20 protein-coding genes are annotated in these 23907 nt (G+C 73.1%); 13 read left to right on the forward strand and 7 right to left on the reverse strand.

Features of this window, described 5'->3' with window-relative positions; translation table 11 throughout:
- Positions 1–55: 55 nt before the first annotated feature.
- Positions 56–1501, forward strand: coding sequence for a sensor histidine kinase (locus K8U61_RS11250; RefSeq protein ID WP_224123113.1), 1446 nt, complete (start codon positions 56–58; stop codon positions 1499–1501).
- A gap of 111 nt (positions 1502–1612) precedes the next feature.
- Here K8U61_RS11250 and K8U61_RS11255 read toward each other — a convergent pair whose 3' ends face one another.
- The 3 genes from K8U61_RS11255 to K8U61_RS11265 form a co-directional block, all read right to left on the reverse strand.
- A complete protein-coding gene (locus K8U61_RS11255) occupies positions 1613–2341 on the reverse strand; it encodes a class I SAM-dependent methyltransferase (protein WP_224123114.1) in 729 nt (242 codons plus the stop codon).
- 75 nt (positions 2342–2416) lie between these two features.
- Positions 2417–4480, reverse strand: a complete 2064-nt coding sequence (locus tag K8U61_RS11260) for a 3-hydroxyacyl-CoA dehydrogenase NAD-binding domain-containing protein (RefSeq protein WP_224123115.1) — start codon at positions 4478–4480, stop codon at positions 2417–2419.
- Positions 4480–5685, reverse strand: a complete 1206-nt coding sequence (locus K8U61_RS11265) for a thiolase family protein (protein WP_224123116.1) — start codon at positions 5683–5685, stop codon at positions 4480–4482. The genes K8U61_RS11260 and K8U61_RS11265 overlap by 1 nt, the downstream gene beginning before the upstream one ends.
- Positions 5686–5838: 153 nt before the next feature.
- Between K8U61_RS11265 and K8U61_RS11270 the strand changes: the two genes are divergently transcribed.
- From K8U61_RS11270 to K8U61_RS11295, 5 genes are all read left to right on the forward strand, one after another.
- A complete protein-coding gene (locus K8U61_RS11270) occupies positions 5839–6792 on the forward strand; it encodes a proteasome assembly chaperone family protein (RefSeq protein WP_224123117.1) in 954 nt (317 codons plus the stop codon).
- Entirely contained in the window at positions 6792–7640 is an 849-nt protein-coding gene (locus tag K8U61_RS11275) for an acyl-CoA thioesterase (RefSeq protein ID WP_224123118.1), read from the forward strand. The genes K8U61_RS11270 and K8U61_RS11275 overlap by 1 nt, the downstream gene beginning before the upstream one ends.
- Complete coding sequence (locus tag K8U61_RS11280) at positions 7640–8524, forward strand: acyl-CoA thioesterase (protein ID WP_224123119.1); 885 nt, start codon at positions 7640–7642, stop codon at positions 8522–8524. Before K8U61_RS11275 ends, K8U61_RS11280 begins: the two co-directional genes overlap by 1 nt.
- Positions 8525–8602: 78 nt before the next feature.
- The gene (locus K8U61_RS25260; RefSeq protein WP_272491956.1) at positions 8603–9817 is read left to right on the forward strand and encodes a methyl-accepting chemotaxis protein; all 1215 of its coding nucleotides are present in this window, start codon (positions 8603–8605) and stop codon (positions 9815–9817) included.
- 164 nt (positions 9818–9981) lie between these two features.
- Positions 9982–11181 (forward strand): glycosyltransferase, encoded by a 1200-nt coding sequence (locus tag K8U61_RS11295; RefSeq protein ID WP_224123120.1) that lies wholly within the window; start codon positions 9982–9984, stop codon positions 11179–11181.
- A gap of 5 nt (positions 11182–11186) precedes the next feature.
- On the opposite strand, the gene K8U61_RS11300 is transcribed toward K8U61_RS11295, so the two are convergent.
- Both K8U61_RS11300 and K8U61_RS11305 read right to left on the reverse strand, forming a co-directional pair.
- Complete coding sequence (locus K8U61_RS11300) at positions 11187–11996, reverse strand: MaoC family dehydratase (RefSeq protein WP_224123121.1); 810 nt, start codon at positions 11994–11996, stop codon at positions 11187–11189.
- Positions 11996–13345, reverse strand: coding sequence for a 3-oxoacyl-ACP reductase (locus K8U61_RS11305; protein WP_224123122.1), 1350 nt, complete (start codon positions 13343–13345; stop codon positions 11996–11998). The genes K8U61_RS11300 and K8U61_RS11305 overlap by 1 nt, the downstream gene beginning before the upstream one ends.
- A 97-nt stretch (positions 13346–13442) precedes the next feature.
- Here K8U61_RS11305 and K8U61_RS11310 point away from each other — a divergent pair, with 97 nt between their 5' ends.
- Together K8U61_RS11310 and K8U61_RS11315 are read left to right on the forward strand one after the other, a co-directional pair.
- Positions 13443–14738 carry an acetyl-CoA C-acetyltransferase gene (locus K8U61_RS11310; RefSeq protein WP_224123123.1) on the forward strand — a complete coding sequence of 432 codons (1296 nt, stop codon included), beginning with the start codon at positions 13443–13445 and terminating at the stop codon, positions 14736–14738.
- Positions 14739–14796: 58 nt separating this feature from the next.
- Complete coding sequence (locus tag K8U61_RS11315; RefSeq protein ID WP_224123124.1) at positions 14797–15249, forward strand: GNAT family N-acetyltransferase; 453 nt, start codon at positions 14797–14799, stop codon at positions 15247–15249.
- Position 15250: 1 nt separating this feature from the next.
- On the opposite strand, the gene K8U61_RS11320 is transcribed toward K8U61_RS11315, so the two are convergent.
- Positions 15251–15931, reverse strand: a complete 681-nt coding sequence (locus K8U61_RS11320; RefSeq protein ID WP_224123125.1) for a TetR/AcrR family transcriptional regulator — start codon at positions 15929–15931, stop codon at positions 15251–15253.
- Between the two features lie 72 nt (positions 15932–16003).
- Here K8U61_RS11320 and K8U61_RS11325 point away from each other — a divergent pair, with 72 nt between their 5' ends.
- A complete protein-coding gene (locus tag K8U61_RS11325; protein ID WP_224123126.1) occupies positions 16004–16225 on the forward strand; it encodes a hypothetical protein in 222 nt (73 codons plus the stop codon).
- 11 nt (positions 16226–16236) lie between these two features.
- Here the strand turns inward: K8U61_RS11325 and K8U61_RS11330 are convergent, their stop codons facing one another.
- Positions 16237–17754 carry an ATP-dependent DNA ligase gene (locus K8U61_RS11330; protein WP_224123127.1) on the reverse strand — a complete coding sequence of 506 codons (1518 nt, stop codon included), beginning with the start codon at positions 17752–17754 and terminating at the stop codon, positions 16237–16239.
- Positions 17755–17796: 42 nt separating this feature from the next.
- Here K8U61_RS11330 and K8U61_RS25455 point away from each other — a divergent pair, with 42 nt between their 5' ends.
- The 4 genes from K8U61_RS25455 (at position 17797) to K8U61_RS11350 (ending at position 23906) form a co-directional block, all read left to right on the forward strand.
- Positions 17797–18813, forward strand: a complete 1017-nt coding sequence (locus K8U61_RS25455) for an App1 family protein phosphatidate phosphatase (protein ID WP_224123128.1) — start codon at positions 17797–17799, stop codon at positions 18811–18813.
- Positions 18810–20057, forward strand: a complete 1248-nt coding sequence (locus K8U61_RS11340) for a 5'-3' exonuclease (protein ID WP_224123129.1) — start codon at positions 18810–18812, stop codon at positions 20055–20057. Before K8U61_RS25455 ends, K8U61_RS11340 begins: the two co-directional genes overlap by 4 nt.
- 31 nt (positions 20058–20088) lie before the next feature.
- A complete protein-coding gene (locus tag K8U61_RS25460; RefSeq protein WP_224123130.1) occupies positions 20089–22884 on the forward strand; it encodes an AAA family ATPase in 2796 nt (931 codons plus the stop codon).
- Between the two features lie 62 nt (positions 22885–22946).
- The gene (locus K8U61_RS11350; protein WP_224123131.1) at positions 22947–23906 is read left to right on the forward strand and encodes an alpha/beta hydrolase; all 960 of its coding nucleotides are present in this window, start codon (positions 22947–22949) and stop codon (positions 23904–23906) included.
- The last annotated feature ends 1 nt before the right edge of the window (position 23907 follow it).

Genomic DNA, 23907 nt, shown 5'->3' on the forward strand with positions numbered 1-23907 from the left:
GGGCCGGGCGGGTGCCAAGCGCGGGGCTCGAGAGCGGCGCGGAGGGAGGTGCGGCGTGGACGTACCGTCGGGTGATGCCGACCTCTGGCGGCTGATGCTCCAGCACTCGCCGATCGGGATGACCGTGGTCGCGCTCGACGGTCGGCTGCTCATGGTCAACCGTGCGCTCTCCGAGATGCTCGGCTACACCCAGGACGAGCTGAAGCGGCGGGGCTTCCAGGAGCTCACCCATCCCGACGACCTCGACGCCGACCTCGCGCTCTTCGAGCAGACCCTCGCCGGCGAGATCGACTCCTACCGGCTCCGCAAGCGCTACCTGCACGCCGACGGCAGCGTCGTCTGGGGCGACCTGTCGGTCGCGCTGGTGCGCGACGCCGACGGCGAGCCGCTGCACTTCATCTCCCAGATCCTCGACATCACCGAGCAGCGGCACACCGAGGAGCGGCTGGAGGCGATCTTCGAGACGGTCAGCGTCGGCCTGCTGCTGATCGGGCCGGACGGCACCTACGAGCGGATGAACCGGCGCCACCGCGACACCCTCGCCATCCCGTTCCCCGACGGACACGAGGGCGCGGCCGGCCAGCTCGGCCACGTCTACCACCTCGACGGCAAGACCCTGATGACCCGCGAGGAGATGCCGTCGTACCGCGCGGTCCAGGGCGAGGAGTTCGACGACTACAGCTACTGGGTCGGTGGCGACCCGGCCACCCGGTTGGCGTTCTCGACCTCGGCCCGGCAGGTCCGCGGTCCGGCGGGTGAGCCGCTGGGCGCGGCGCTCGCCTACCAGGAGATCACCGACCTGATGCGGGCGATGAAGGTGAAGGACGAGTTCGTCTCGTCGGTGTCGCACGAGCTGCGTACGCCGCTCACGTCGGTGCTCGGCTACCTCGAGATCCTCCGCGACCGCGGGGACCTCCCGGACGACGTCCGCAGCCAGCTCCGGGTCATCCAGCGCAACGCCCACCGCTTGCAGATGCTGCTCTCCGACCTGCTCCAGGTCGGCCAGGCCGCCGAGCTCGGCAACGCCCTCCAGCTCGAGGAGGTCGACGTCTCGAGCCTGCTGCGCGAGGCCGCCGACGCGGTCGCGCCGGGCGCGGAGGGCCTCGGGATCGAGCTGGTCGTGGACGTCCCGAGCCGCCTGGTGATCAGCGCCGACCCGCAGCGGATCCGGCAGGTGCTCGACAACCTGCTCTCCAACGCCGTGAAGTACACCCCCGACGGCGGGACCGTCACCGCGACCCTCCGCGAGGAGGACGACACGCTCGTGATCGAGGTGGTCGACACCGGCATCGGCATCGCGCCCGACGAGGTCGGCCAGGTCTTCGACCGCTTCTTCCGCGGCCGTCAGGCGCTCGACGAGCAGATCCCCGGCACCGGCCTGGGCCTCGACATCGTCAGCGCCATCGTCTCCGCCCACGGCGGCGAGATCACCGTCGCCAGCGAGGTCGGGGAGGGCAGCACCTTCCGGGTCACGCTGCCGTGCGACGCCGAGCCCTCCTGATCGCCAGCAGCCTGACGAGCGCCGCCGCCACGCCGGACGAGACCGCGACCGCGGCGAGCACTCGCGAGGCGAATCGCAGACGGCCCGGGGTGGGATCCCTGAGCAGCTGGGTCATGCGTCCTCCTCCAGCCGCGCCACGAACACCAGCTCCTTGCCCGGGCGGTCCGGCGCCTCGCGGACGTCGACCGCCTCGAAGCCGTGGGCTCCGAGGTCCGCCACCAGCTCGTCGTACGTGCGGAAGCGCAGCGTCGAGATGGACGGGACGACGACGCCGTCGACGGTCGTCTCCCACACGAACGTGACCAGGGGCGGCGCCACCTCGGTCACCCGGCGGGCGACGCCGACCTCGGTGCCGTCGGGGAGGGTGACGGTGGTGGGCGGGAGCTCCCAGCTCTCCCAGGCGCGCGCCTCGGGGCGTCGCGTCTCGAAGACCAGCCAGCCGCCGGGCCGCAGTCGGTCGCGGACGGCGGAGAGCGTGGTGTGCCAGTCGTCGTCGGTGACGAAGACCTGGGCGACGTTGCCGGTCATCACGACCAGGTCGACGTCGAGGGGCGGCAGGTCGGTTGCGACGCCGTGCACCCAGGTCACCCGGTCGGCGTGCGGCTTGGCCCGCGCGACCTCGAGGGAGGCGTCCGCCGGATCGACGCCGACGACGCTCAGCCCGCGCTCGGCGAGCAGGACCGCCAGGCAGCCGGTGCCGCAGCCGACGTCCACGACGCTCCGGGCGCCGAGCTCGTCGACGAGGGCGACGTACGCGTCCAGGTCGGAGCGGTCCGGGTCGAGCGGGTCGTAGAGCGGAGCCAGTCGGGGGTCGGCGAAGATCGGATCGGGCTCTCGCACCCGGCCGACACTAGTCCCGGACAGCAGACGAGGCGGGTCACCGCACCCGGTGACCCGCCTCGTCCCAGACGAACCTCAGTGGAACTTCCCGAGTCCCTCCCGCTCGAGAAGCATCGTGAGGCCGCCGTTCCAGAAGGAGAAGCCGGCACCGGTGATCATCGCGAGGTCGAGGTCCTCGGCCGCGACGACGACACCCTCGTCGAGCATCCGCCGGGTCTCGTCGGCCAGGCCGGTGAGCACGCGGGTGCGCACCTCCTGCGGGTCGAGGACGACCGGGTCGGACGGCTTCTCGAGCAGCTCCTCGACCTCGGGGTCGATGGCGCCGTCGGGGCCGTAGTAGGACGCCTTCTTCGCCGCGACCACGCGCTCGAGCGCGGGGGAGACGTAGAAGCGGTCGGGGAAGGCGCCGTGCAGGGTCTCGTTGTTGTGCAGCGCGATCGCCGGGCCGACCAGCGAGAGCAGCACGAACGGCGGCATCGGCGCGACGCCCGCGAAGGCGCCGTCCACGACCGGCACCGGGGTGCCCTCGTCGACGATCCTCCCGACCTCGCCCATGAAGCGGCCGAGCAGCCGGTTGACGATGAAGGACGGGCTGTCGTTGACGAGGATCGTGGTCTTCTTCAGCGCCTTGCCGGTGCCGAACGCCGTCGCCAGCGTGGCGTCGTCGGTCCGCTCACCCTTGACGATCTCCAGGAGCGGCATCACCGCGACCGGGTTGAAGAAGTGGAAGCCGACGACCCGCTCGGGGTGCTCGAGGTCGGCGGCCATCTCGGTGATCGACAGCGACGAGGTGTTGGTCGCCAGCACGCACTCGGGCGAGACGACCTTCTCGACGTCGGCGAAGACCGACTTCTTGATCTTCATCTCCTCGAAGACCGCCTCGATCACGAAGTCGGCGTCCGCGAAGTGGGTGGCCTTGTCGGTGGTGCCGGTGACCAGGGCCTTGTGGCGGTTGGCCTTGTCCTGGTTGATCCGGCCCTTGGCGAGCAGCTTGTCGATCTCGGCGTGCACGTAGGCGACGCCCTTGTCGGCCCGCTCCTGGTCGAGGTCGGTCAGCACGACCGGCACCTCGAGGCGGCGTACGAAGAGCAGCGCCAGCTGCGAGGCCATCAGGCCCGCGCCGACGATGCCGACCTTGGTGACCGGGCGCGCGAGCGACCGGTCCGGCGCGCCGGCGGGGCGCTTGGCGCGCTTCTGCACCAGGTCGAAGGCGTAGAGCGAGGCGATCAGCTCGGGCGTGCGCGACATCGCCTCGAGGGCGTCGTCCTCGCGGCTGAAGCCGGCGTCGCGGTCGCCGTCGCGCGCGGCGTCGATGAGCTCGACGGCCTTGAGCGCGGCCGGGCTCGCGCCGCCGGTCTTCGCCAGGGCGATGCCCTTCGCGCGCTCGACGGCGGCGTCCCACGCGGCGCCGCGGTCGACCTCGGGCCGCTCCACGACGAGCTCGCCGCGCAGCACGGCGTCGGCCCAGAGCAGCGACTGCTCGAGGAAGTCCGCGCCGGAGAAGACCGCGTCGGCGAGGCCGAGCTCGTACGCCGCAGCCCCGCCCAGCGTCTTGCCGTTGTTGAGCGGGTTCTCGAGGATCAGCGTCGTGGCCGCCTCGGGGCCGACCAGGTTGGGCACGAGGAACGCGCCGCCCCAGCCGGGGATCAGGCCGAGCATGACCTCGGGCAGCCCCAGCGCGGGCGCCGAGTCCATCACCGTGCGGTAGGTGCAGTGCAGCGCGACCTCGAGGCCGCCGCCGAGGGCGAGGCCGTTGATGAAGCCGAAGGACGGCTTGCCGCCCTCGCCGAGCTTGCGGAAGACGTGGTGGCCGAGCTCGGCCACGACGCGGACGCCGTCGGCGCCGCCACCGGCGATCGAGGTCAGGTCGGCCCCGGCGGCCAGGATGAAGGGCTTGCCGGTCACGCCGAGCGCGGTGATCTCGTCGTCGGCCAGCGCCGCGTCGATCGCCTCGTCGAGCGCGAGCAGCGAGCGCGGGCCGAAGGTGTTGGGCTTGGTGTGGTCCTCGCCGTTGTCGAGGGTGATCAGGCCGAGCACGGCGCCGCCGGGCAGCGTCACCTTCCGGAGGTGGGCCTGGGTCACGCGCTCGGCGTCGGAGGAGATCTCCTGGGCGCGGGCAAGCAGGTTCTCGATGGCCATCAGGCGTTCGCTCCGTTCCAGTCCGGGTTCTCCCAGATGACCGTGCCGCCCATGCCGATGCCGATGCACATGGTGGTCAGGCCGTAGCGGACCTCGGGGCGCTCCTCGAAGGCCCGCGCGAGCTGGGTCATCAGCCGCACGCCGGACGACGCGAGGGGGTGGCCCATCGCGATCGCGCCGCCGTAGGGGTTGACCCGCGCGTCGTCGTCAGCGATGCCGAAGTGCTCGAGGAAGGCGAGCACCTGGACGGCGAACGCCTCGTTGACCTCGAAGGCCTGGATGTCGTCGATGGTCAGGCCCGCCTGCTTGAGGGCCTTCTCGGTCGAGGGGATCGGGCCGGCGCCCATCACCTCGGGCTCGACGCCGACGAACGAGTAGGCGACCATCCGCATCTTGACCGGCAGGCCGAGCTCGCGCGCGGTCTCCTCGTCGGCGAGCAGCGCGGCGGTGGCGCCGTCGTTGATGCCCGCGGCGTTGCCCGCGGTCACCTTGCCGTGCGCGCGGAACGGCGTCTTCAGCGAGGCGAGCGTCTCCATGGTGGTGCCGGGCCGCATCGGCTCGTCGGTGGTCGCGAGACCCCAGCCGAGCTCGGCCGACTTGGTCGCGACGGGCACCAGGTCGGGCTGGATCTTGCCCGCTTCGTACGCCGCGGCCGTCTTCTCCTGCGAGCGCACGGCGTAGGCGTCGACGCGCTCCTTGGTGATCGTCGGGTAGCGGTCGTGCAGGTTCTCGGCGGTCTTGCCCATGACGAGCGCGTCCGGGTTGACGATCCGCTCGGAGAGGATGCGGGGGTTGGGGTCGACGCCCTCGCCCATGGGGTGGCGCCCCATGTGCTCGACGCCACCGGCGATGGCGACGTCGTACGCGCCGAAGGCGATGCCGGACGCGGTCGTGGTGACCGCCGTCATCGCGCCCGCGCACATGCGGTCGATCGCGTAGCCGGGCACGCTCTGCGGCAGCCCCGAGAGGAGCGCGGCGGTGCGGCCGATGGTGAGGCCCTGGTCGCCGATCTGGGTGGTCGCGGCGACCGCCACCTCGTCGACACGCTCGGGCGGCAGCGACGGGTTGCGTCGCATCAGCTCGCGGATGCACTTGATGACGAGGTCGTCGGCGCGGGTCTCGGCGTACTGGCCGTTGGCCTTGCCAACGCCGAAGGGGGTGCGCACGCCGTCGACGAAGACGACCTCTCGCAGCTGTCGGGTCACTCGATCTCCTCGGAGCGAGTCGGAGCGGGATGGACGCGGTCAGATTACCCCCGAGTAACAAGAGTCGACACCGAGGTCGGGTGTGACGTCTCCCTCGCCCCTCCGCGGACCGGTCCGCGGGTGCGCGCACGGTGCGATCACTAGGGTGTGCTCATGCCGGAACGCCTCGTCCACATCGTCGACGACGCCCCTGCGCTGGCGGCCGACAACGGCGGGACGCTCACGATGGTCCTGGTCCTCGACGGCTTCCTCGACGCGGGCAACGCCGCGGGCCGGGCGGCGCAGCACCTCGTCGACCTGTCCGACGGCCCCGTCCTCGCGACCTTCGACGTGGACCAGCTCCACGACTACCGCGCGCGACGCCCGCCGATGTCCTTCGTGCGCGACCACTACGAGTCCTACGACGCGCCGCGGCTCGTCGTCCGCCAGCTCGCCGATGCGGGCGGCACTCCCTACCTCCTGCTCCACGGGCCTGAGCCCGACAACCGGTGGGAGGCCTTCTGCCGTGCGGTGCGCGAGGTCGTCGAGCGGCTCGGCGTCACCCGCGTCGTGGGCATCGGCTCGGTGCCGATGGCCGTGCCGCACACCCGGCCGATCGCGATCACCCACCACGCCAACGACCCCGAGCTGCTGAGCGCGGAGAGCCCCTGGCGCGGCGAACTGCGGATCCCGAGCAGCGCGCAGTCGCTCCTGGAGGTCCGGCTCGGCGAGTGGGGCCACCCGGCGATGGGGTTCGTCGCCCACGTGCCGCACTACCTCGCGCAGATGGACTACCCGCAGGCCTCCGCGGCCCTGCTCGAGCAGGTCGAGATCGCCGGCCGGCTGACCATCGACCTGTCCGGCCTGCGGGCGGAGTCCGAGGACCGCGAGGCCGAGATCACCCGCTACCTCGACAACAACGAGGAGGTCGCCGAGGTGGTGGCCGCGCTCGAGCGCCAGTACGACGCCTTCGAGCGGGCCGAGGAGAGCGGGTCGAGCCTGCTCGCCGCCGACCAGCCGCTCCCGACCGGCGACGAGCTCGGGCGTGAGTTCGAGCGGTTCCTCGCCGGGCTCGACGGCCCGGACGCCCCGGACGGCGACACCGACAGCCAGGGAGAGCAGGACTGATGCCCCGCGACGCCGCCGAGCTGGTGGAGCTGCTCGACCTGGAGACGATCGACGACGACCTCTTCCGGGGCGCCCAGATGCCGACCAGCCGGCCGATGGTCTTCGGTGGGCAGGTGGCCGCGCAGGCGCTGGTCGCCGCCACGCGCACCGTCGAGCCGACGTACGCCGCCCACTCGCTGCACTCCTACTTCCTCCAGCCCGGCGATCCGACGACGCCGACCATCTACGACGTGGAGACGCTGCGCGACGGCCGCTCGTTCGTCACCCGCCGGGTGATCGCCCAGCAGCACGGCCGGCCGATCTACGCGCAGACCGTCAACTTCCACCTCGAGGAGCCGGGCCTCGAGCACCAGGAGCAGATGCCGGAGGTGCCCGGCCCCGACGACCCCTCGGTGACGCCGATCAGCACCAAGCTGCGCGACGAGCTGCACGCCGACCAGTGGAAGGTCGCCGACCTCCGCATCATCGGCACCTCCGCACGTGGCCTGGAGCCCGACCCGGCGCACCCGGGCCGGCAGCAGATCTGGCTGCGCGTGTCCTCGCCGCTGCCCGACGACCCGTTCATCCACCGCGCGGCCTTCACCTTCCTCTCCGACATGACGCTGGTCGGCGCGGCGCTCGCGCCGCACGGCGTCAGCTTCGGCCCGGACGCGTTCGTCGCCTCCCTCGACCACGCGGTGTGGTTCCACCGGCCCTTCAAGGCCGACGAGTGGTGGCTCTACGACCAGGTCTCGCCGGCGTCGACCGCCGGTCGCGGCCTCGTGCTCGCCCGGGTCTTCACCCAGGACGGCACGCTGGTGGCCTCGGTCGCCCAGGAGGCCGTCATGCGGCCGCGGAAGGGGGCGTGATGACCGAGGTCAACCACACCCAGGAGCTGGTCGACCTCCTCGACCTCGAGGAGCTCGACGTCGACCTCTACCGCGGTCGGCAGCCGGAGTCCCAGCGGGCCCGGGTCTACGGCGGCCAGGTCGCCGCGCAGGCGCTGATGGCCGGCGTCCGCACCGTCCCGCCGGAGTACGCCGTCCACTCGCTGCACTCCTACTTCCTGCTCGGCGGCGACTACTCCGTCCCGATCGTGTACGACGTGGAGCGGATGCGCGACGGCCGCTCGTTCATGACGCGCCGGGTCGTCGCCCGTCAGCACGGCCGGGCGATCTACTACCAGACCCTCAACTTCCAGAAGCCCGAGGACGGCTGGGAGCACCAGGACCTGATGCCGACCGTCGGCGCACCCGAGACCGGCTTCGACCTGGTCGAGGTGATGCGCAAGGGCGGCAACGCCGAGGCCGACGCGCTCGGCAAGGAGTGGGGTGCCCTCGACGTCCGCTGGCTCGGCAACACGCGCTTCGGGCTCGACCCCGACGACGGCCACGTGTCCCAGGCGCGGATGTGGGTCCGCCTGCGCGAGGGCCTGCCCGACGACCCGGCGGTCCACGTCGCGGCCTTCACCTACGCCAGTGACGTGAGCCTGCTCGGCTCCACCCTGTCGGTCCACGGGGTCAACCCGTCCAAGGTGCAGATGGCGTCGCTCGACCACACGCTGTGGTTCCACCGACCCTTCAAGGCCGACGAGTGGTGGCTCTACGACCAGTGGTCGCCCTCCGCCCAGGGGTCGCGCGGTCTCGCCTTCGGCCGGGTCTTCAGCGCCGACGGCACGCTGGTGGCCACGGCGGCCCAGGAGGGCCTGATCCGGCCGCGCGGCGACGGCTACGAAGGACCCGGCACGGCGTAGGAGCCTGTCGAGGTTTTTGCAGGAACCTGCAGCGCCCGGGTCCTCAGGAGGGTGTCGCGGGCTGCCGATCGGCCCGGCATGCTTCTCGGACCCCGCAAGCGGCACGCCGCCACCCGCCCCGGCCCGGCCGACCCGACCAGTGCCCGACCCGACACCCGTGCGGCCGATGCCCTGGCCGAGGCCCTCGCCTCGGCCACCTCCTCGGAGGAGGCCCTCCGCGCCGCCCTCCGGGTGGCCCGCGACCACCTCGGCTGGACGGGTTCGCCCGACGGGCTCGTCGAGGCGTGCGCGTGGTCCGCCGACACGAAGCGGCGGCTGGACGCGGAGCAGGACCTGCACACGATCACCCAGATCCTGCGCACGGTCTCGAGCGCCGCCACCGGCGCCGAGGCGCTCGAGCTCGCCCTGGACGGCATCCGTTCCGGTTTCGGCTGGGCGTACGGATCGTTCTGGTCGGTCGACGAGGACCGGGGAGTCCTCGCCTTCACCCGCGAGTCCGGCAGCGCCGGCCAGGAGTTCCGCGCGGTCACGCTGGCGGCGTCCTTCGAGCGCGGCGTGGGCCTGTCCGGCCGCACCTGGGCGACCGGCGACCTCGTCTTCGTGCCCGACCTCGCCGAGGTCACCGACTGCGTGCGGGCGCCCGCCGCGCAGCGGGCCGGCGTCCGCTCCGGCGTGTGCCTGCCGATCCGGCTCCACGACCGGATCGTCGGCACGATGGACTTCTTCGCGACCGAGACCCTGACCCTCAGCCCGGGCCGGGAGGAGGCGTTGCGCAACACGGCCTTCCTGGTCGGCCAGGCCCTCGAGCGGGCCGACGCCGCCGAGCGGCTCGCCGAGACGAGCCGCGAGCTGGGGACCTCGATCCGCACGGTCGAGGAGAAGGTCCGCACCGCCAACCAGGTCGCCGAGGAGGGCAAGCGGGTCACCGCGGAGGCCAACGAGCTGGTCGCCGGGCTGGGGGAGTCGAGCGCCGAGATCGGCGACGTGGTCAAGACCATCCGCGGGATCGCCGCGCAGACCAACCTGCTCGCCCTCAACGCCACCATCGAGGCGGCTCGGGCCGGCGACGCCGGCCGCGGCTTCGCGGTCGTCGCGGGCGAGGTCAAGGAGCTCGCCACCGAGACCGCGCGCGCCACGACCATCGTCGACGAGCGGGTCACCCGCATCCAGGAGCAGGTCACCGCCGTGACCGCGTCGCTCGACGCGATCGGCCACCAGCTCGACGAGACCAGCACCACCATCACCGGCGTTCTCGCCGACCAGGCCGAGGTGAGCCGGCGCGTGCTCGGCTGAGGCTGCCCACTCAGTCTCAGCCGGTCGGCGTCGGGGTCACAACCGCGGTCACCGGCCCACCTCACTGGGCAGGTGACCGGTGCTCACAGCCGGTCACCTGCCCTTCATCCACCGCTCACCCGACGCACCCCGCCCACGCCCCTCGGGCTCCTACCTTCGCCCGCATGGCGTGGTGGGGTGCGAACGAGGACGGACCGCGGGTGCTCTCGGTCTACGAGGGCTTCTTCTCGGGCGGCGCGCGGGTGCTGCACACCTCGGTGGTGCGCAGCCTCGAGACGACCACCGCGCAGCAGCACTCGGTCCTGTCGCTGACCGACCGCTCGGTCCGGGAGGCGACGACGCAGCGCGCCTTCGACGACGCCGGCTACCGACGCCTCGCCGAGGCGGGCATCCCGATCACCGCGCTGTGCCGCCAGGTCACCGACCCGTGGTCGGAGCTCGACCTCGCGACGGTCGAGCGGCTGAGCGGTGCCGCCGACGTCGTCTTGTCGCTCAAGGAGCAGCCGCTGGGCGCGCTCGCCGCGACCGGGGCGGGCGGCACGCCGGTGATCACCTGCCTGCACCGCTCCGACCCCGAGCACCAGGGCCGCGCGCTGGAGGACCTGGTCCGGCTCGTCGACCAGGGCGTCGTCGCGGCGGCCGCCTGCTGCGCCGAGTCGACCCAGGCGGCGTACCACGCCGCGACCGGCATTCCGCTCGCCCAGCTGCCGGTGATCCCCAACGGGGTCGACCTGCGCCGCTTCCGCCCGTCGGCCGACGAGCGGATCGGCCTGCGCCGCGAGCTCGGCGCCGCCGACGACGCCCCGGTGCTCGTCCTCGCCGCGCGCTTCGACCCGATGAAGGACGTCGGGCTCTTCGTGCGCGCCGCCGCCTCCTTCGTGCGGGCCCGCCCCGACGCCCACCTCGTCCTCTGCGGTGCCGGCATGTCCGCCACCAACCCGGCGCTCACCGGCCTCCTCGGCGCCGCGCTCGCGCGGTGGCCCGGCGCGGACCGGCAGGTGCACCTGCTCGGGATCCGCACCGACATGCCCCGTCTCTACAACGCCGCCGACCTGGTCGTGCTGACCAGCGCGTACGGCGAGGCCGCGCCCCTCTCGCTGCTCGAGGGGATGGCCTGCGGGGCGGTGCCGGTGACCATGTCCGTGGGGGACGCGGCGGCGATGGTCGGCGACCCGCGCCTGGTCGTCGGCCGCGACCCGGTCGAGGTCGCCCGCGGCTGGCTTGCGGCGTACGAGCAGCGCGAGGAGCACGCCGAGCGCATCCACCGCGACCGGCAGCGGCTCAGCGACCAGCGGTGCTTCGACGCGTACGCCGCCCTGGTCGCGGAGGTCGCCTCGGGCGCCGAGCTCGACCTGGCGGGCTGACGCCCTCAGCCGGCCGTCGCGAAGCCGGCGAGGTGCGGGGCACCGCTCGTCGGCGAGGACAGTGAGAAGGCGTAGCCGCCCTCGGTGCGCCGAGACCCGAACGCGACCGTGCCGGGCAGCAGGATCGGCTTCTTGAAGGCGACCGCGACGGTGGTCTCGTCGGGCAGGCGGTTCTCGAGCGCACCGACGCAGCGGGCCATCGACCACATGCCGTGGGCGATCTGCCGCGGGAAGCCGAACGCCTTGGCGGTCAGGCCGTAGAGGTGGATCGGGTTGCGGTCGCCGGAGACCCCGGCGTACCGGCGGCCGAGGTCGCCCGCGAGCTTCCAGGTGGTGCCGGTCGGCGGCGCCTCGGGGAAGGTCGAGCCGGGCTCGGCGTCCTCCGACCCGCGGCCCCGACGCAGGAACGTCGAGGTCTCCTCCCACACGAGCTCGCCGCGGGAGTGGACGCGGGTCACCATGTCGAAGACCTGACCCTTCGCGTGCGGGCGCAGGCGCTCGGGGTGCGCGGTGACCTGGAGCCGCTCGGTCAGCGCGATCGGGCGGTGCCGGGTGATGGAGTTCTCCAGGTGCACCGTGCCGATCGCGGGGAAGGGGAACGACCCGTCGGCCATGATCTGCAGGTGCAGGCCGAAGGCCAGCAGGTGCGGGTAGGGCAGCGGCAGGGTGTCCTTGCGCGGGAAGCCGCAGAGCGCGGCGTACGACGCGACGTGGCCGGCGTCGACCGGGACGTCGTGGCGCTCCAGGCGCAGGTCGGGCAGCTCGCTGCCGGGGTTGAGCTTCGGGAGCGCGGCCTTGAGCAGGACGGGGATCATCAGGCGCCCAGCATCATCTGGCCGCAGACGCGGACGACGTTGCCGGTGACGGCGGTCGAGCCGGGGGAGGCGTACCAGGCGATCGTCTCGGCGACGTCGACCGGCAGGCCGCCCTGGGCCATCGCGTTGAGGCGCTGCCCGACCTCGCGGGTCGCGAACGGCACCGCCGCCGTCATCTGGGTGATGATGAAGCCCGGCGCGACGGCGTTGATGGTGATGCCGCGGTCGAGCTCGTCGGCGAGGGAGTCGACGAGGCCGATGACGCCGGCCTTGGAGGCGGCGTAGTTGGTCTGCCCGACGTTGCCGGCGATGCCGGCGATGCTCGCGACGCCGACGATCGAGCCGTTGTCGTTGATGGCCTTCTGGTCGAGCAGCTCGCGGGTGATCCGCTCGGGGGCGGTCAGGTTGACCGCGATGACCTGCTCGAAGCGGTCGCCCTTGTCGGCGGAGGCCGCCATGTTGGCGAGCCTGCGGTCGCGGGTGATGCCGGCGTTGTGGACGACGACGTCGACGCCGCCGTGCTTCTCCTTCAGGTGCCGCGCGATCCGCTGCGGGGCGTCCTTGGCGGTGATGTCGAGGACGAGGTGGTCGCCGTCGAGCTCCTTCATCAGGGCCTGGAGCTCGCTGGCGGCCTGCGGGACGTCGACGCCGACCACGGTCGCGCCGTCGCGGTGCAGCACCCGGGCGATCTGCTCGCCGATGCCGCGGCTGGCGCCGGTGACCAGGGCGACCCGGCCGTCGAGCGGCTTCAGCCAGTCGGCGACCTCGCCGCCGGCGGTGCTGCCGTGGGCGCCGATCCGGACCACCTGGCCGGAGACGTAGGCGGACTTGGGGGAGAGGAGGAAGGCGAGCGTGCTGTGCACCGCGCCCTCGGCGCCCTCGGCGACGTAGACGAGCTGGACGGTGCCGCCGCGGCCGATCTCCTTGCCGAGGCTGCGGGTGAAGCCCTCGAGGGCGCGCTGCGCGACCCGCTCCTCGCCGGTCACGAGCTCGGGCGGGGTGCCGAGCACGACCACGCGCGGGCAGCGGTCGAGGCGACGCAGCAGCGGGGTGAAGAAGTCGCGCAGCGCGACCAGCTGGTCGCTGGAGGTGAGGCCGGTGGCGTCGAGGACGAGGCCCTTGAAAGTGTCGTCGCCGCTGGTGTCGGTGACGGCGGCGATGCCGAGCGTGTCGAGGATGCCGACCAGCTCGTCGGCGAGGCGACCGCGGCCGCCGACCGCGACGGTGCCGTCGACGAGAGGTGCGCCGGCGTCGTACCGCTCCAGCTCGGCGGGCTGGGGGAGGCCGAGGAGCCTGCTGACCTGCTTGCCGATCGCGGAGTCGGTGAAGCCGCGGTAGAGATCGCTCATGGTGGGTATGTAACTCCTTGTGTAACTCAGAGTCCAGATTTCGTGATCCGCCCCTCACTCGCTTCTCTCGTTCCCGCTCCCGACGGAGGATGAACCCATGGCTGACTCCATCCGCAAGGTGGCCGTCCTCGGCGGCAACCGCATCCCGTTCGCCCGGTCCAACACGGCGTACGCCGACGTCTCCAACCAGGAGATGCTCACCGCCGCGATCGACGGTCTCGTCGAGCGCTTCGGCCTCCAGGGCGAGCGCCTCGGCGAGGTGGTCGCCGGCGCCGTGCTCAAGCACGCCCGTGACTTCAACCTGACGCGCGAGGCGGTGCTCGGCTCCAGGCTGGCACCCGAGACGCCCGCCGTCGACATCCAGCAGGCCTGCGGCACCGGCCTCCAGGCGACCATCGAGGTCGCCAACAAGATCGCGCTCGGCCAGATCGACTCCGGTCTCGCCGGCGGCACTGACACCACCTCCGACGCCCCGGTCGCGATCAGCGACAAGCTGCGCCGCAAGCTGATGAAGGTCAACGCCGCGCGCGACACCGCCGGCAAGGTGAAGGCGCTCGGCGCGATCCGGCCCGGCGACATCGGCCTCGAGATCCCGCAGAACGGCGAGCCGCGCACCCGCCTCTCCATGGGCGAGCACGCCGCGCTCACGGCGCTGGAGTGGGAGATCGGTCGCGAGGAGCAGGACGAGCTCGCCGCGCTGTCCCACCAGCACCTGGCGGCGGCGTACGAGCGGGGCTTCCTCGACGACCAGGTCACGCCCTTCCGCGGCCTCGAGCGCGACAACAACCTGCGCCCCGACTCGTCGGTGGAGAAGCTCGCCAAGCTCAAGCCGGTCTTCGGTCGCGGCGAGGCCGCGACGATGACCGCCGGCAACTCGACCCCGCTCACCGACGGCGCGTCCGTGGTCCTGCTCGGGTCGGAGGAGTGGGCCGAGGGGCACGGCCTCGCGCCGCTCGCCTACGTGCTGGACTCCGAGACCGCCGCGGTCGACTACGTGCACGGCGGCGAGGGCCTGCTGATGGCGCCGGCGTACGCCGTGCCGCGGATGCTCGAGCGCCAGGGCCTCACCCTGCAGGACTTCGACTTCTACGAGATCCACGAGGCGTTCGCCTCGCAGGTGCTCTCGACCCTCAAGGCGTGGGAGGACCCGATCTTCTGCAAGGAGCGGCTCGGCCTCGACGCGCCCCTGGGCTCGATCGACCGGTCGAAGCTCAACGTCAACGGCTCCTCGCTGGCCGCTGGCCACCCCTTCGCCGCCACCGGTGGCCGGATCGTCAACGTGGCCGCGAAGCTGCTCGCCGAGAAGGCTGCGTCGTCGGGCAAGGGCGGCCGCGCCCTGATCTCCGTCTGCGCCGCCGGTGGCCAGGGAGTGGTGGCGATCCTGGAGCGCTGACCCTTCTTCGCCGTACGCCGGACGTCATGCGGACGGTGCCATAGATGACACTCTCCGCATGACGTCCCAGGCGAGCGCGGGTGCTGAGGACCTCGACCCGGCCGTCGACGGCTGGCGCCGGGCACGGGAGGCAGCGGGTGAGCCGCCGTCCGACGCCCGGGTGGCGCGGGTGCACGAGAAGGTGCGGGAGCCCGAGGCGCTGGTGGTCGTCGCCCGGGACCAGGACGCCGTGGTCGCGATGGCGCTGTTAGAGCCGTACAGCGGCGACCCGACAAGGGCGCACGTGTCGATGGTGTTCGTCGACCCCGAGCGCCAGCGGCAGGGCGTCGGGCTGGCGCTCCTCCAGGCCGCGCACGTCCTGGCTGGCGCCCGCGGGTGGGCCGGGAGCTCGGTGTGGACCCGTGAGTCGAACGTGGGTGCCCAGGCGCTCTACGCGAGCGCCGGCTACCGCGCCACCGACGACGTCGGCGCGACGCCGTACGGCGACGCCATGCGGCGCTGGGCGCGCTGACTCAGCGGGTGGCCAGTGCCAGGGCCGAGGCGACCAGGTAGGTGCGGACCTGCTCGGGGCTGATGGTGCCGACGGTCGGGATGCCGGGGGCGGCCTCCTTGACCAGGATGCCGACGCGTGCGAGCTGCAGGGCGCCGAGCCCGCTGGCGTAGAGGGTGTTGGCGAGCAGCACCGGGTCCTCGACCCGGAAGTCGCCGGCGCTCACGCCGTCCTCGAGCACCTGGGTCAGCTGGGCCAGGCAGGAGGAGATGCCGCGGCCGAGGCGGAAGAGCGCGCTCTCGGAGATCTCGTCGAGCAGGTCGGGACCGGTACGCCGCATCAGCGTCTGGGCGCAGTCGAGGAAGGCCGGGTGCGCCACGCCGTAGTCGACGAACGCCCCCACCAGCGCCTCCAGCTGTGCGGGCGGCGCGTCCGCGGACTCGATCGCCGCGGCGAGCGCGTCGCGCAGCTCCTCGAGGTAGCCGACCAGCGTGAGCGCGAAGAGCTCCTCCTTGCCGGTGAAGTGCCGGTAGACGATGGCCCGGTTGATCCCGACCGCCTTCGCGATGTCCTCGATCTGCGCGTCCCGCACGCCGCGCTGGTCGAAGAGCGACCGCGTGGCCGCGATGATCTGCTTCTCGCGCGCCCGCCGGCGCGCCGCGGCGGCCGTACGCCGGCCGTCGGTCTCAGGGGCGGTGCTCATGGCAGGGAAGTGTACGGCCGTGCAACTGCCAGTTGCACGGTTGTGACAGGACTCGCGCCGCTACGCTGAGCCATGCGCTCGACGCCGTCGCCGACCACCGGGTCCCGGACCGCCGGGTACGTGCTCTGCGTCGCGCTGGTCGCGCCGGTGCTGCCGCTGATCGGCTTCTTCGCCCTCGGCATCGTCGCCTCGCCGGTCAGCGTGGCCGGCCTCGGCGTCCTCGTCATGGCGCTCTGCATCGGCGCGGTGTGGCTGCTCCGCGAGCGCGAGTGGCAGCGGGACGCCGACAGCTAGCGCGGCGCTGGCTACGGCAGGTGGCCGCGGACCGTCTCGATCGTGTCGATCTCGCCGGCCGGCTTGTCGTCGCGGTAGCGGACGACGCGGGCGAAGCGGAGCGCGACGCCGCCGCGGTAGCGGGTCGAGCGCTGGACGCCGTCGAAGGCGATCTCGACGACCTGCTCGGGGCGGACCTCGACGACGTAGTGCTCCCGAGCCGTCGACGGGGACAGCGCGAGCTCGGTGAAGCGCTCGGTCTGCCAGGCGAGCATCTCGTCGGTCATCCCCTTGAAGGTCTTGCCGAGCATCACCAGCCCGCCCGTGGCGGGGTCGCGGGCGCCGAGGTGGATGTTGGAGAGCCAGCCCGAGCGGCGGCCGGAGCCCCACTCGACGGCGAGCACGACCAGGTCGAGGGTGTGCACCGGCTTGACCTTGACCCAGGCGGCGCCGCGGCGGCCGGCGTCGTAGGGCGCGGTCAGCGACTTGACCACGACGCCCTCGTGGCCGGAGCGCAGCGTCTCCTCGACGAACGCCTCGGCCTCGCCGGGATCGGCCGTGACCAGGCGGGGCACCCGGTGCTCGGCCGGCACCAGCCGGTCCAGCGCCGCCGCGCGATCGGCGGCGGACGCGTCGAGCAGGTCCTCGCCGTCGAGGTGGAGCACGTCGAAGAAGTACGGCGTCACGACGACGCCCTCGGTCATGGCCGTGCGCGAGGCGGTCTCCTGGAAGGGCCGCGGCCGGCCGTCGTCGGCGAGCGCCAGCGCCTCCCCGTCGAGCACGAAGCGCGACGACGGCAACGAACGCGCCACCTCGACCACCTCGGGCAGCCGCGCGGTGATGTCCTCCAGGGACCGGGTCGCGACCAGCACCTCGTGGTCCCACCGGTGCACCTGGATCCGGATGCCGTCGAGCTTCACGTCGACGGCCACCGGCGACCCGGTGCCGGCCTTGGCCAGGGCGTCGGCCACGGTCGGTGCGCTCGAGGCGAGCATCGGTGACACGGGTCGGCCGACCTCGAGTCCGATCTCGCCGAGCGCCTCGACACCGGCGAAGGCCGCGCCCGCGACGGCCACGGTCGACCCGGCGAGCATCGCGGCACGTCGCACGGCCGCGAGCGGCACCTTGGCCGCCACGGCCAGCGCCTCCTGGACCAGCGAGTCGAGCGCGCCCTGCCGTACGGCGCCGGTGACGACCCCGCGCAGCCAGGCCTGCTCCTCGTCGGTCGCGCGGCCGAAGAGCTCCTCGACCGCCGCCGCCCGGGCCGCCTGCGACCCCGCCCCCGACAGAGCGGACAGGGCCTCGAACGCCTCGTGGACCTCGCTCACCGTCAGCGTCGAGGTCGCCGCCGGCGGGGGCAGGGACGACAGCCCGCGCCAGCCCAGGCCGGTGCGCCGCTGGCGCAGCGCGCCGCCGACGTACGCCGTCACGGTCTCGCGCTCGTCGGCGGGCGCGGAGGTGAGCAGCGCGGCGATCGCGGCCACCTTCGCCTTGCGCGAGCGGGTGGCGGCGACCGTGGCCGAGGTGGCGACGACGTCCGCGAGGAGCATGCGCCCATTCAAGCCGAGGGTGCCGACAGTAGGTTCGAGCCCGTGGGACGCAAGCAGTGGCTGCTCGTCGAGGCCGAGCGCGCCTGGGACGGGCTGCGTCGTCGCCGTCGCGAGGGGCGGCCGCCGGAGCACTTCCGGTTCGCCACGTTCGGCGGCCACGGTACGACGGAGGGCGTGGTCGTCCGCGGCCGCGTGCTCGACAACCCGCCCCCGTCCGACGCCGTCGAGGGCGAGGGGGTCGGGGCGGCGCTGGCCCGCACGATCGGGCAGTTCGTGACCGACGAGCTCCCCGGCGTACCGCTCCGGGTCACCGTGGGCGGGACGAGCGTCGAGGCGGCCTCCGACGGCGAGGGCTACTTCCGGGTCGAGCTCTCGCCCGGGGCCACGACGAGCCCGTGGACCGAGGGCACCGTCGAGCTGGCCGACGAGCACCGCGGTCTCACCGACCCGCACCGGACCACCTTCCGGGTGCGCGTCCCCGGGCCGGAGGCCCGCTTCGGGGTGATCTCCGACGTCGACGACACGATCCTCGAGACGGGGGTGCAGCGGGTCGGTCTGATGCTCGCGCAGACCTTCACCGGCTCGGCCCTGACCCGCACGCCCTTCCCGGGCGCGGCCGAGCTCTACCGCGACCTCGCCGGGGCCGACAACCCGGTCTTCTACGTCTCTTCCAGCCCCTGGAACCTCCACTCCTTCCTCCAGGGCTTCCTCGAGCACCGCGCCTTCCCGGCCGGGCCGCTGCTGCTGCGCGACCTGATCGGCAACCACGACGGCCGCGCGCGCAAGCACGACCGGATCGAGGAGATCCTCCGGCTGCACCCGGACCTGTCGTTCGTGCTCATCGGCGACTCCGGCGAGAAGGACCCGCAGATCTACGCGGACATCGTCCGCGCCCACCCCGGCCGGGTGCTCGCCGTCTACATCCGCGAGGTCCGGCTCGACCCCGGCGACGGCCGCGTCGAGGCGGTCACCGACGGATGGGCGCACGACGTGCCCTTCGTGCTCGCTGCCGACAGCGACGCCGTACGCCGCCACGCCGCCGGGATCGGGCTCCTGTGACCGACCGCCTCCTCCTCGCCGTCGACGCGCCGTCGCTGCTGCACCGCAACCACCACGCCCGCGTCGACTCCGGCCTGCGCGACGCCAGCGGCCGGCCGGTGTGGGCGCTGCACGGGATGCTGCGGCAGATCCTGGAGGCGATCGACCAGTTCGCGCCCGACGCGGTGCTCTTCGGGATCGACGACCGCCGCCGGTCGGTGCGCGAGCAGGCCTACCCGGCGTACAAAGCAGGCCGCGCGGAGAAGGACGCCGACCTCGTCGACCAGCTCGACCGCGCCGCCGACCTGCTCGACGCGCTGGGGCTGCTGACCGTCACGCCCGACGGGCTCGAGGCCGACGACGTCAACGCGTCCGCCGCGACCTGGGCCGAGCGGCACGGCTGGCGGTGCGTGCTGATCACCTCCGACCGCGACGCCTTCGCCCACATCAGCGACACCACCCAGGTGCTGCGCCTGATCACCGGCGGCATCAACGGCTCCCCGCTGCTCAACCCCGCGCGGCTGCGGGCGATGTACGGCGTGGCCCCCCACCACTACCTCGACTTCGCCGCGCTGCGCGGCGACGCCAGCGACAACCTGCCCGGCGTGCCCGGGATCGGCGAGAAGACCGCACCCGTGCTGCTCGAGCTGATGGGCTCGATGCAGGCCGTCTGGGCCGACATCGAGCACACCGGTGGGGCCACCCTCGTCGCGACGATCGACTCCTGGTGCGAGGAGACCGGCGCCCGCCGGATGGGCGCGTCGCTGCTGAAGAAGCTGACCGCCGAGGGCGCCCGTGAGCGCTTCGACTTCAACCTCGCGATGATGTCCGGGCGCACCGACCTCGACCTCGGCCTCACCCCGGACGAGCCCGGCACGCCCGGGCTGCTGCCGCTCGACCCGGAGCGGGTGATGCGCGTCGTCGGCTACCTCGGCGTACCGGCCACCACCGACCTCGCGCTGCGGGTGCTCACCGAGGCGCCCGCCTCCCAGGCCCCCGTCCCGATCCGGATGTCGGGGGAGGGCATCACGCTGCCGGTCGACCTGGAGATCCCCGACGACCTGCGCGACCGGTTGCGCGCGTGGGTCGCCGCCGACGCCGGTGTCGACCACGACCACGCGGGCTACGGCCTGAGCCGCGAGCTCGCCGCCGTGCTGACCGGTCCCTACGTCGTGGACTACCGGCCGAGCACGAGCGGCGTGCACCTCGGCGAGCTGCGCCGCCGGGCCCTCACCGAGCCGCTGCCGCGGTGGCGGGTGCGCTAGCCGCCCTGGACCGATCGGTCAGACTGGACCGGTGCACCGCCTCGTGGGCCGCGACGACGACCTCTCAGCGTGCTGGCACCTGCTCTCCACCGGCCGACGCCTCGCGTGCGTCACGGGTGAGCCCGGCGCGGGGAAGACCGGGCTCCTGGACGCGCTCGACGCGCAGGCTCGGGACGCAGGGTGGGAGGTGATCCGGCTCCGCGGGCGCGCGAGCGAGAGGGCGCTGCCGTACGCCGGAGTGGTGGAGCTGCTCGCGGCTCGGCAGGTCCATCTGGGACCGGACCTCCGTCGTAGGGCCGCCGAGGTCTCCGCGGACCTCGTCGGGCCCCGCCCGGGTCAGGCGCCGACGAGCGCCCTGGCGCTCCGGCTCGGGATCCTCGACTGGCTCGCCGATGCAGCGACCGAGCGGCCGTTGATGGTGGTGGTCGACGATCAGCACTGGTGGGACGACAGCTCCTGGGACGTGCTCTCCTTCGTCGCCAACCGTCTGGCCGGGACCTCCGTGGCGGTCCTGGTCGCGACGCGCGCGCTGACCAGCGCTCGCGGCGTCGAGGAAGCCGACGTCGTGGCGCTCGCACCTCTCGGGCTCGAGCAGTCACTGGCCCTGCTCGACACCCTCGAGCTGCCGCTCGGCCCCGTGGCCCGCATCTCGGTCACGGACCGCGCTCGAGGCAACCCGCTCGCGCTGCGCGAGTTCGCTCGGACAGCGGGCTCGGTCACGAACCCGATGGACCCGGACACGAGGCTCGGTTCGCTCGCGGCATCGGAGCCGCCCGCAGTGCCGCCCAAGGTCGAGGCGGCGTTCGCGGCCGAGCTTCCGGGGCTGCCGGCGACCACGCGACGGGTGCTCCTGCTCGCCGCGGCCGGCGGAGCGGACCTGCCGGTGCTGAGCCGGGTCGTCGCCGATCCTCCGGAGAGCCACCGGACCCGAGGCGGTCTGGCGCGCGACCTCGGACCGGCCGAGGAGTCCGGGCTGATCTCGGTCGTCGACGGACGGGTCCGGTTTCGTCACCCGCTGGTGCGCTCGACCGTCTACGCGCAGGCGTCGACGGCGGAGCGGCTGGCGGCCCACCGCGACCTCGCCGACGCCTACGTCGACGATCCTGCGCGCGGGACGTGGCACCGGGCCGCGGCCACGACCGGCCCCGACGACGACCTCGCGCTCGAGCTGGTGCGTGCAGCGGGGGCGGCCACGGGCCGAGGGGCGCACTCCGAGGGAGCGCGCGCGATGCTGCGGGCCGCCGAGCTCAGCTCGCGTCGCGCCGACCGTGAGTCCCGGATGCTCGAGGCGCTGGTGATGCTCGGGCAGACCGGCCAGCTGGGGCGCCTCCAGGCACTGTCCGAGCGGGTGCTCGCGGAGACCGACGACCCGAAGGTGCGGGCGCTCGCGGCGCACCGCGTGGCCTACGCGATGGCCCAGTCCATGCGGCAGACGGCCGCGCTCGACGCGTTGGAGGGCTCGCTCGACGAGCTGCTCCGTGTCGAGCCGGAATCAGGATGGGCCTCCCTCACCACGCTGGCCTCGCTCACCTACCAGACCGGTCGTGGCGCCGACCGGGTCCGCGTGTGGTACGACCGGTACCGGCGTGACGCACCGCCGGCCCCGCCGCCGTACGACCAGGTCACCCGCGCCGCCCAGGCCTGGATCGAGACGGCTCTGGCGCCTCTCTCCCGTGCGCCCCAGAACCTCGCGCTGGTGCGTGAGACGCCGCCGCTCGACCTCGAGCTGCCCGGAGAGCTGCTCGCCCCGCAGGAGATGATGCTCGGGGCGACGGCCTGGCTCCTCGACGAGCCCGAGGTGGCGATGCGGCGGCTGGAGAAGTCCGTCGAGCTGCAACGCCAGGGCAACGCGCCCGGCCAGCTGATCCAGACGCTCATGGCTCTGGGGCAGGTCCAGTTCGACCGGGCCGCTTTCGCGGACGCCGCCCTCACGGCGCGCACGATGATCGACCTGGCCGAGGCCGACAACCTGGGCTACTACCTGCTGACCGGACGCGAGCTGCTCGCTCGGGTGACGGTGGTGCTCGGCGATCCCGAGGTGGCACGGTCCGAGGCGCTGGCGCTGCTCCGTGCGGTGGACGTGGGGGAGTGCGCGGCCCTCGAGGCCAACCTGCACGTGACGCTCGCCCGCGCCTCCTTCACCCGCGGTGACCTCGCGGCGGCCTACCGCTACGGCCGGGCCCTCTTCGACCGCGACGGCGCACCCCTGCACGAGCACGTCTCCTACCGGGCGCTCGGCGACCTGGTCGCGGTCGCCGTGCGCGCGGGTGAGCGCGACGACGTGCTCGGCGTGGTCGAGCGGGCTCGAGGACAGCTGGAGGCGACGACGAGCCCACGGTTCGCGGTGATCCTCCAACGCGCCCTCGGGTTGCTCGCCGAGGGCGACGAGGCCGAGGCCTACCTCGAGCTCGCGACGAGCGAGCCCTCCGCGGCCCGGTGGCCGTTCGAGCTGGCTCACGCCCGGCTCGGCTACGGCGTCTGGCTACGGCGCCGCCGGCGTACGGCGGCCGCGCGGGCCCAGCTCGCCCTCGCGCAGGAGGCGTTCGCGCGAGTGGGGGCGATCACGCTCGCCGAGGCGGCTGCGGCGGAGCTGCGAGCAGCGGGGGTGTCGACGGAGGAGGCGTCTCCGTCGTCGTGGTCCGAGCTGACGGCGCAGGAGAGGCAGATCGCCCGGCTGGCCGCCGCCGGCCTCACCAACCGCGAGATCGGCAAGCGCCTCTTCCTCTCGCCACGCACCGTGTCGACGCACCTCTACCACGCCTTCCCGAAGCTGGGCGTGACCTCACGGACCCAGCTGCGCGACGTCGTCGAGCGCCTGTCCGGCTAGCTCGTCGCGATCTACGTCGCGTGACTGATGCGTGGGTGGCCGCCGACGCGCAGGCTCCCTGCATGACCGACATCAAGCCCGTTCTCGAGCCGGCCGCGCAGGACTTCGTCGAGGCGACGGCCGAGCCTCCCTACCTCTTCGACCTCTCCCTCGAGGAAGGACGCAAGACGGTCGACTCCGTCCAGGACGGCGAGATCCCCGCGCCCGCCGTCGACACCGAGGAGCTCACCATCGCCGGCGGACCTACCGGCGAGGTCTCCATCACCGTCTACCGCCCGGCCGGCTCGGTCGGCCCGCTCCCCGTCATCCTCTTCACCCACGGCGCCGGTTGGGTCTTCGGCGACGCGCACACCCACGACCGCCTGGTGCGCGAGCTGACCACCCGCGCAGAGGCGGCGACGGTCTTCACGAACTACAGCCTCTCGCCCGAGGCGCGCTACCCGGTGGCGATCGAGCAGGTCTACGCCGCGCTCGAGTGGATCGGCGAGCACGGCTCCGAGCACGACCTGGACCCCGGCCGGATCGCGGTCGCCGGTGACTCGGTCGGCGGCAACATGAGCGCCGCGGTCACGATCATGGCGAAGCAGCGGGGAGGCCCGCGCCTGGCTGCGCAGCTGCTCTACTACCCGGTGACCGACGCGTCGTTCGACACCGGCTCCTACCACCAGTTCGCCACGAACTACTGGCTGCGCCGCGACGCCATGCAGTGGTTCTGGGACCAGTACACGACCGATCCCGAGGACCGCGCCCAGATCACCGCGTCGCCCCTGCGGGCGAGCGAGGAGGAGCTCGCCGGACTCCCGCAGGCCCTGGTCATCGTGGCCGAGGCCGACGTCCTCCGCGACGAGGGCGAGGCGTACGCCGCGAAGCTGCGCTCCGCAGGCGTGCCGGTGACGGCGGTCCGCTACCAGGGGATCATCCACGACTTCGTGATGGTCAACGCGATGCGCGACACCCACGCCGCCAAGGCGGCCACGGCCCAGGGAGCCGACTTCCTGCGTGCCGCCCTGTACGACGAGTGAC

Origin of the sequence: Nocardioides mangrovi, from assembly GCF_020073815.1 — a bacterium.
In the GTDB taxonomy this organism is placed as follows: Bacteria; Actinomycetota; Actinomycetes; order Propionibacteriales; family Nocardioidaceae; genus Nocardioides; species Nocardioides mangrovi.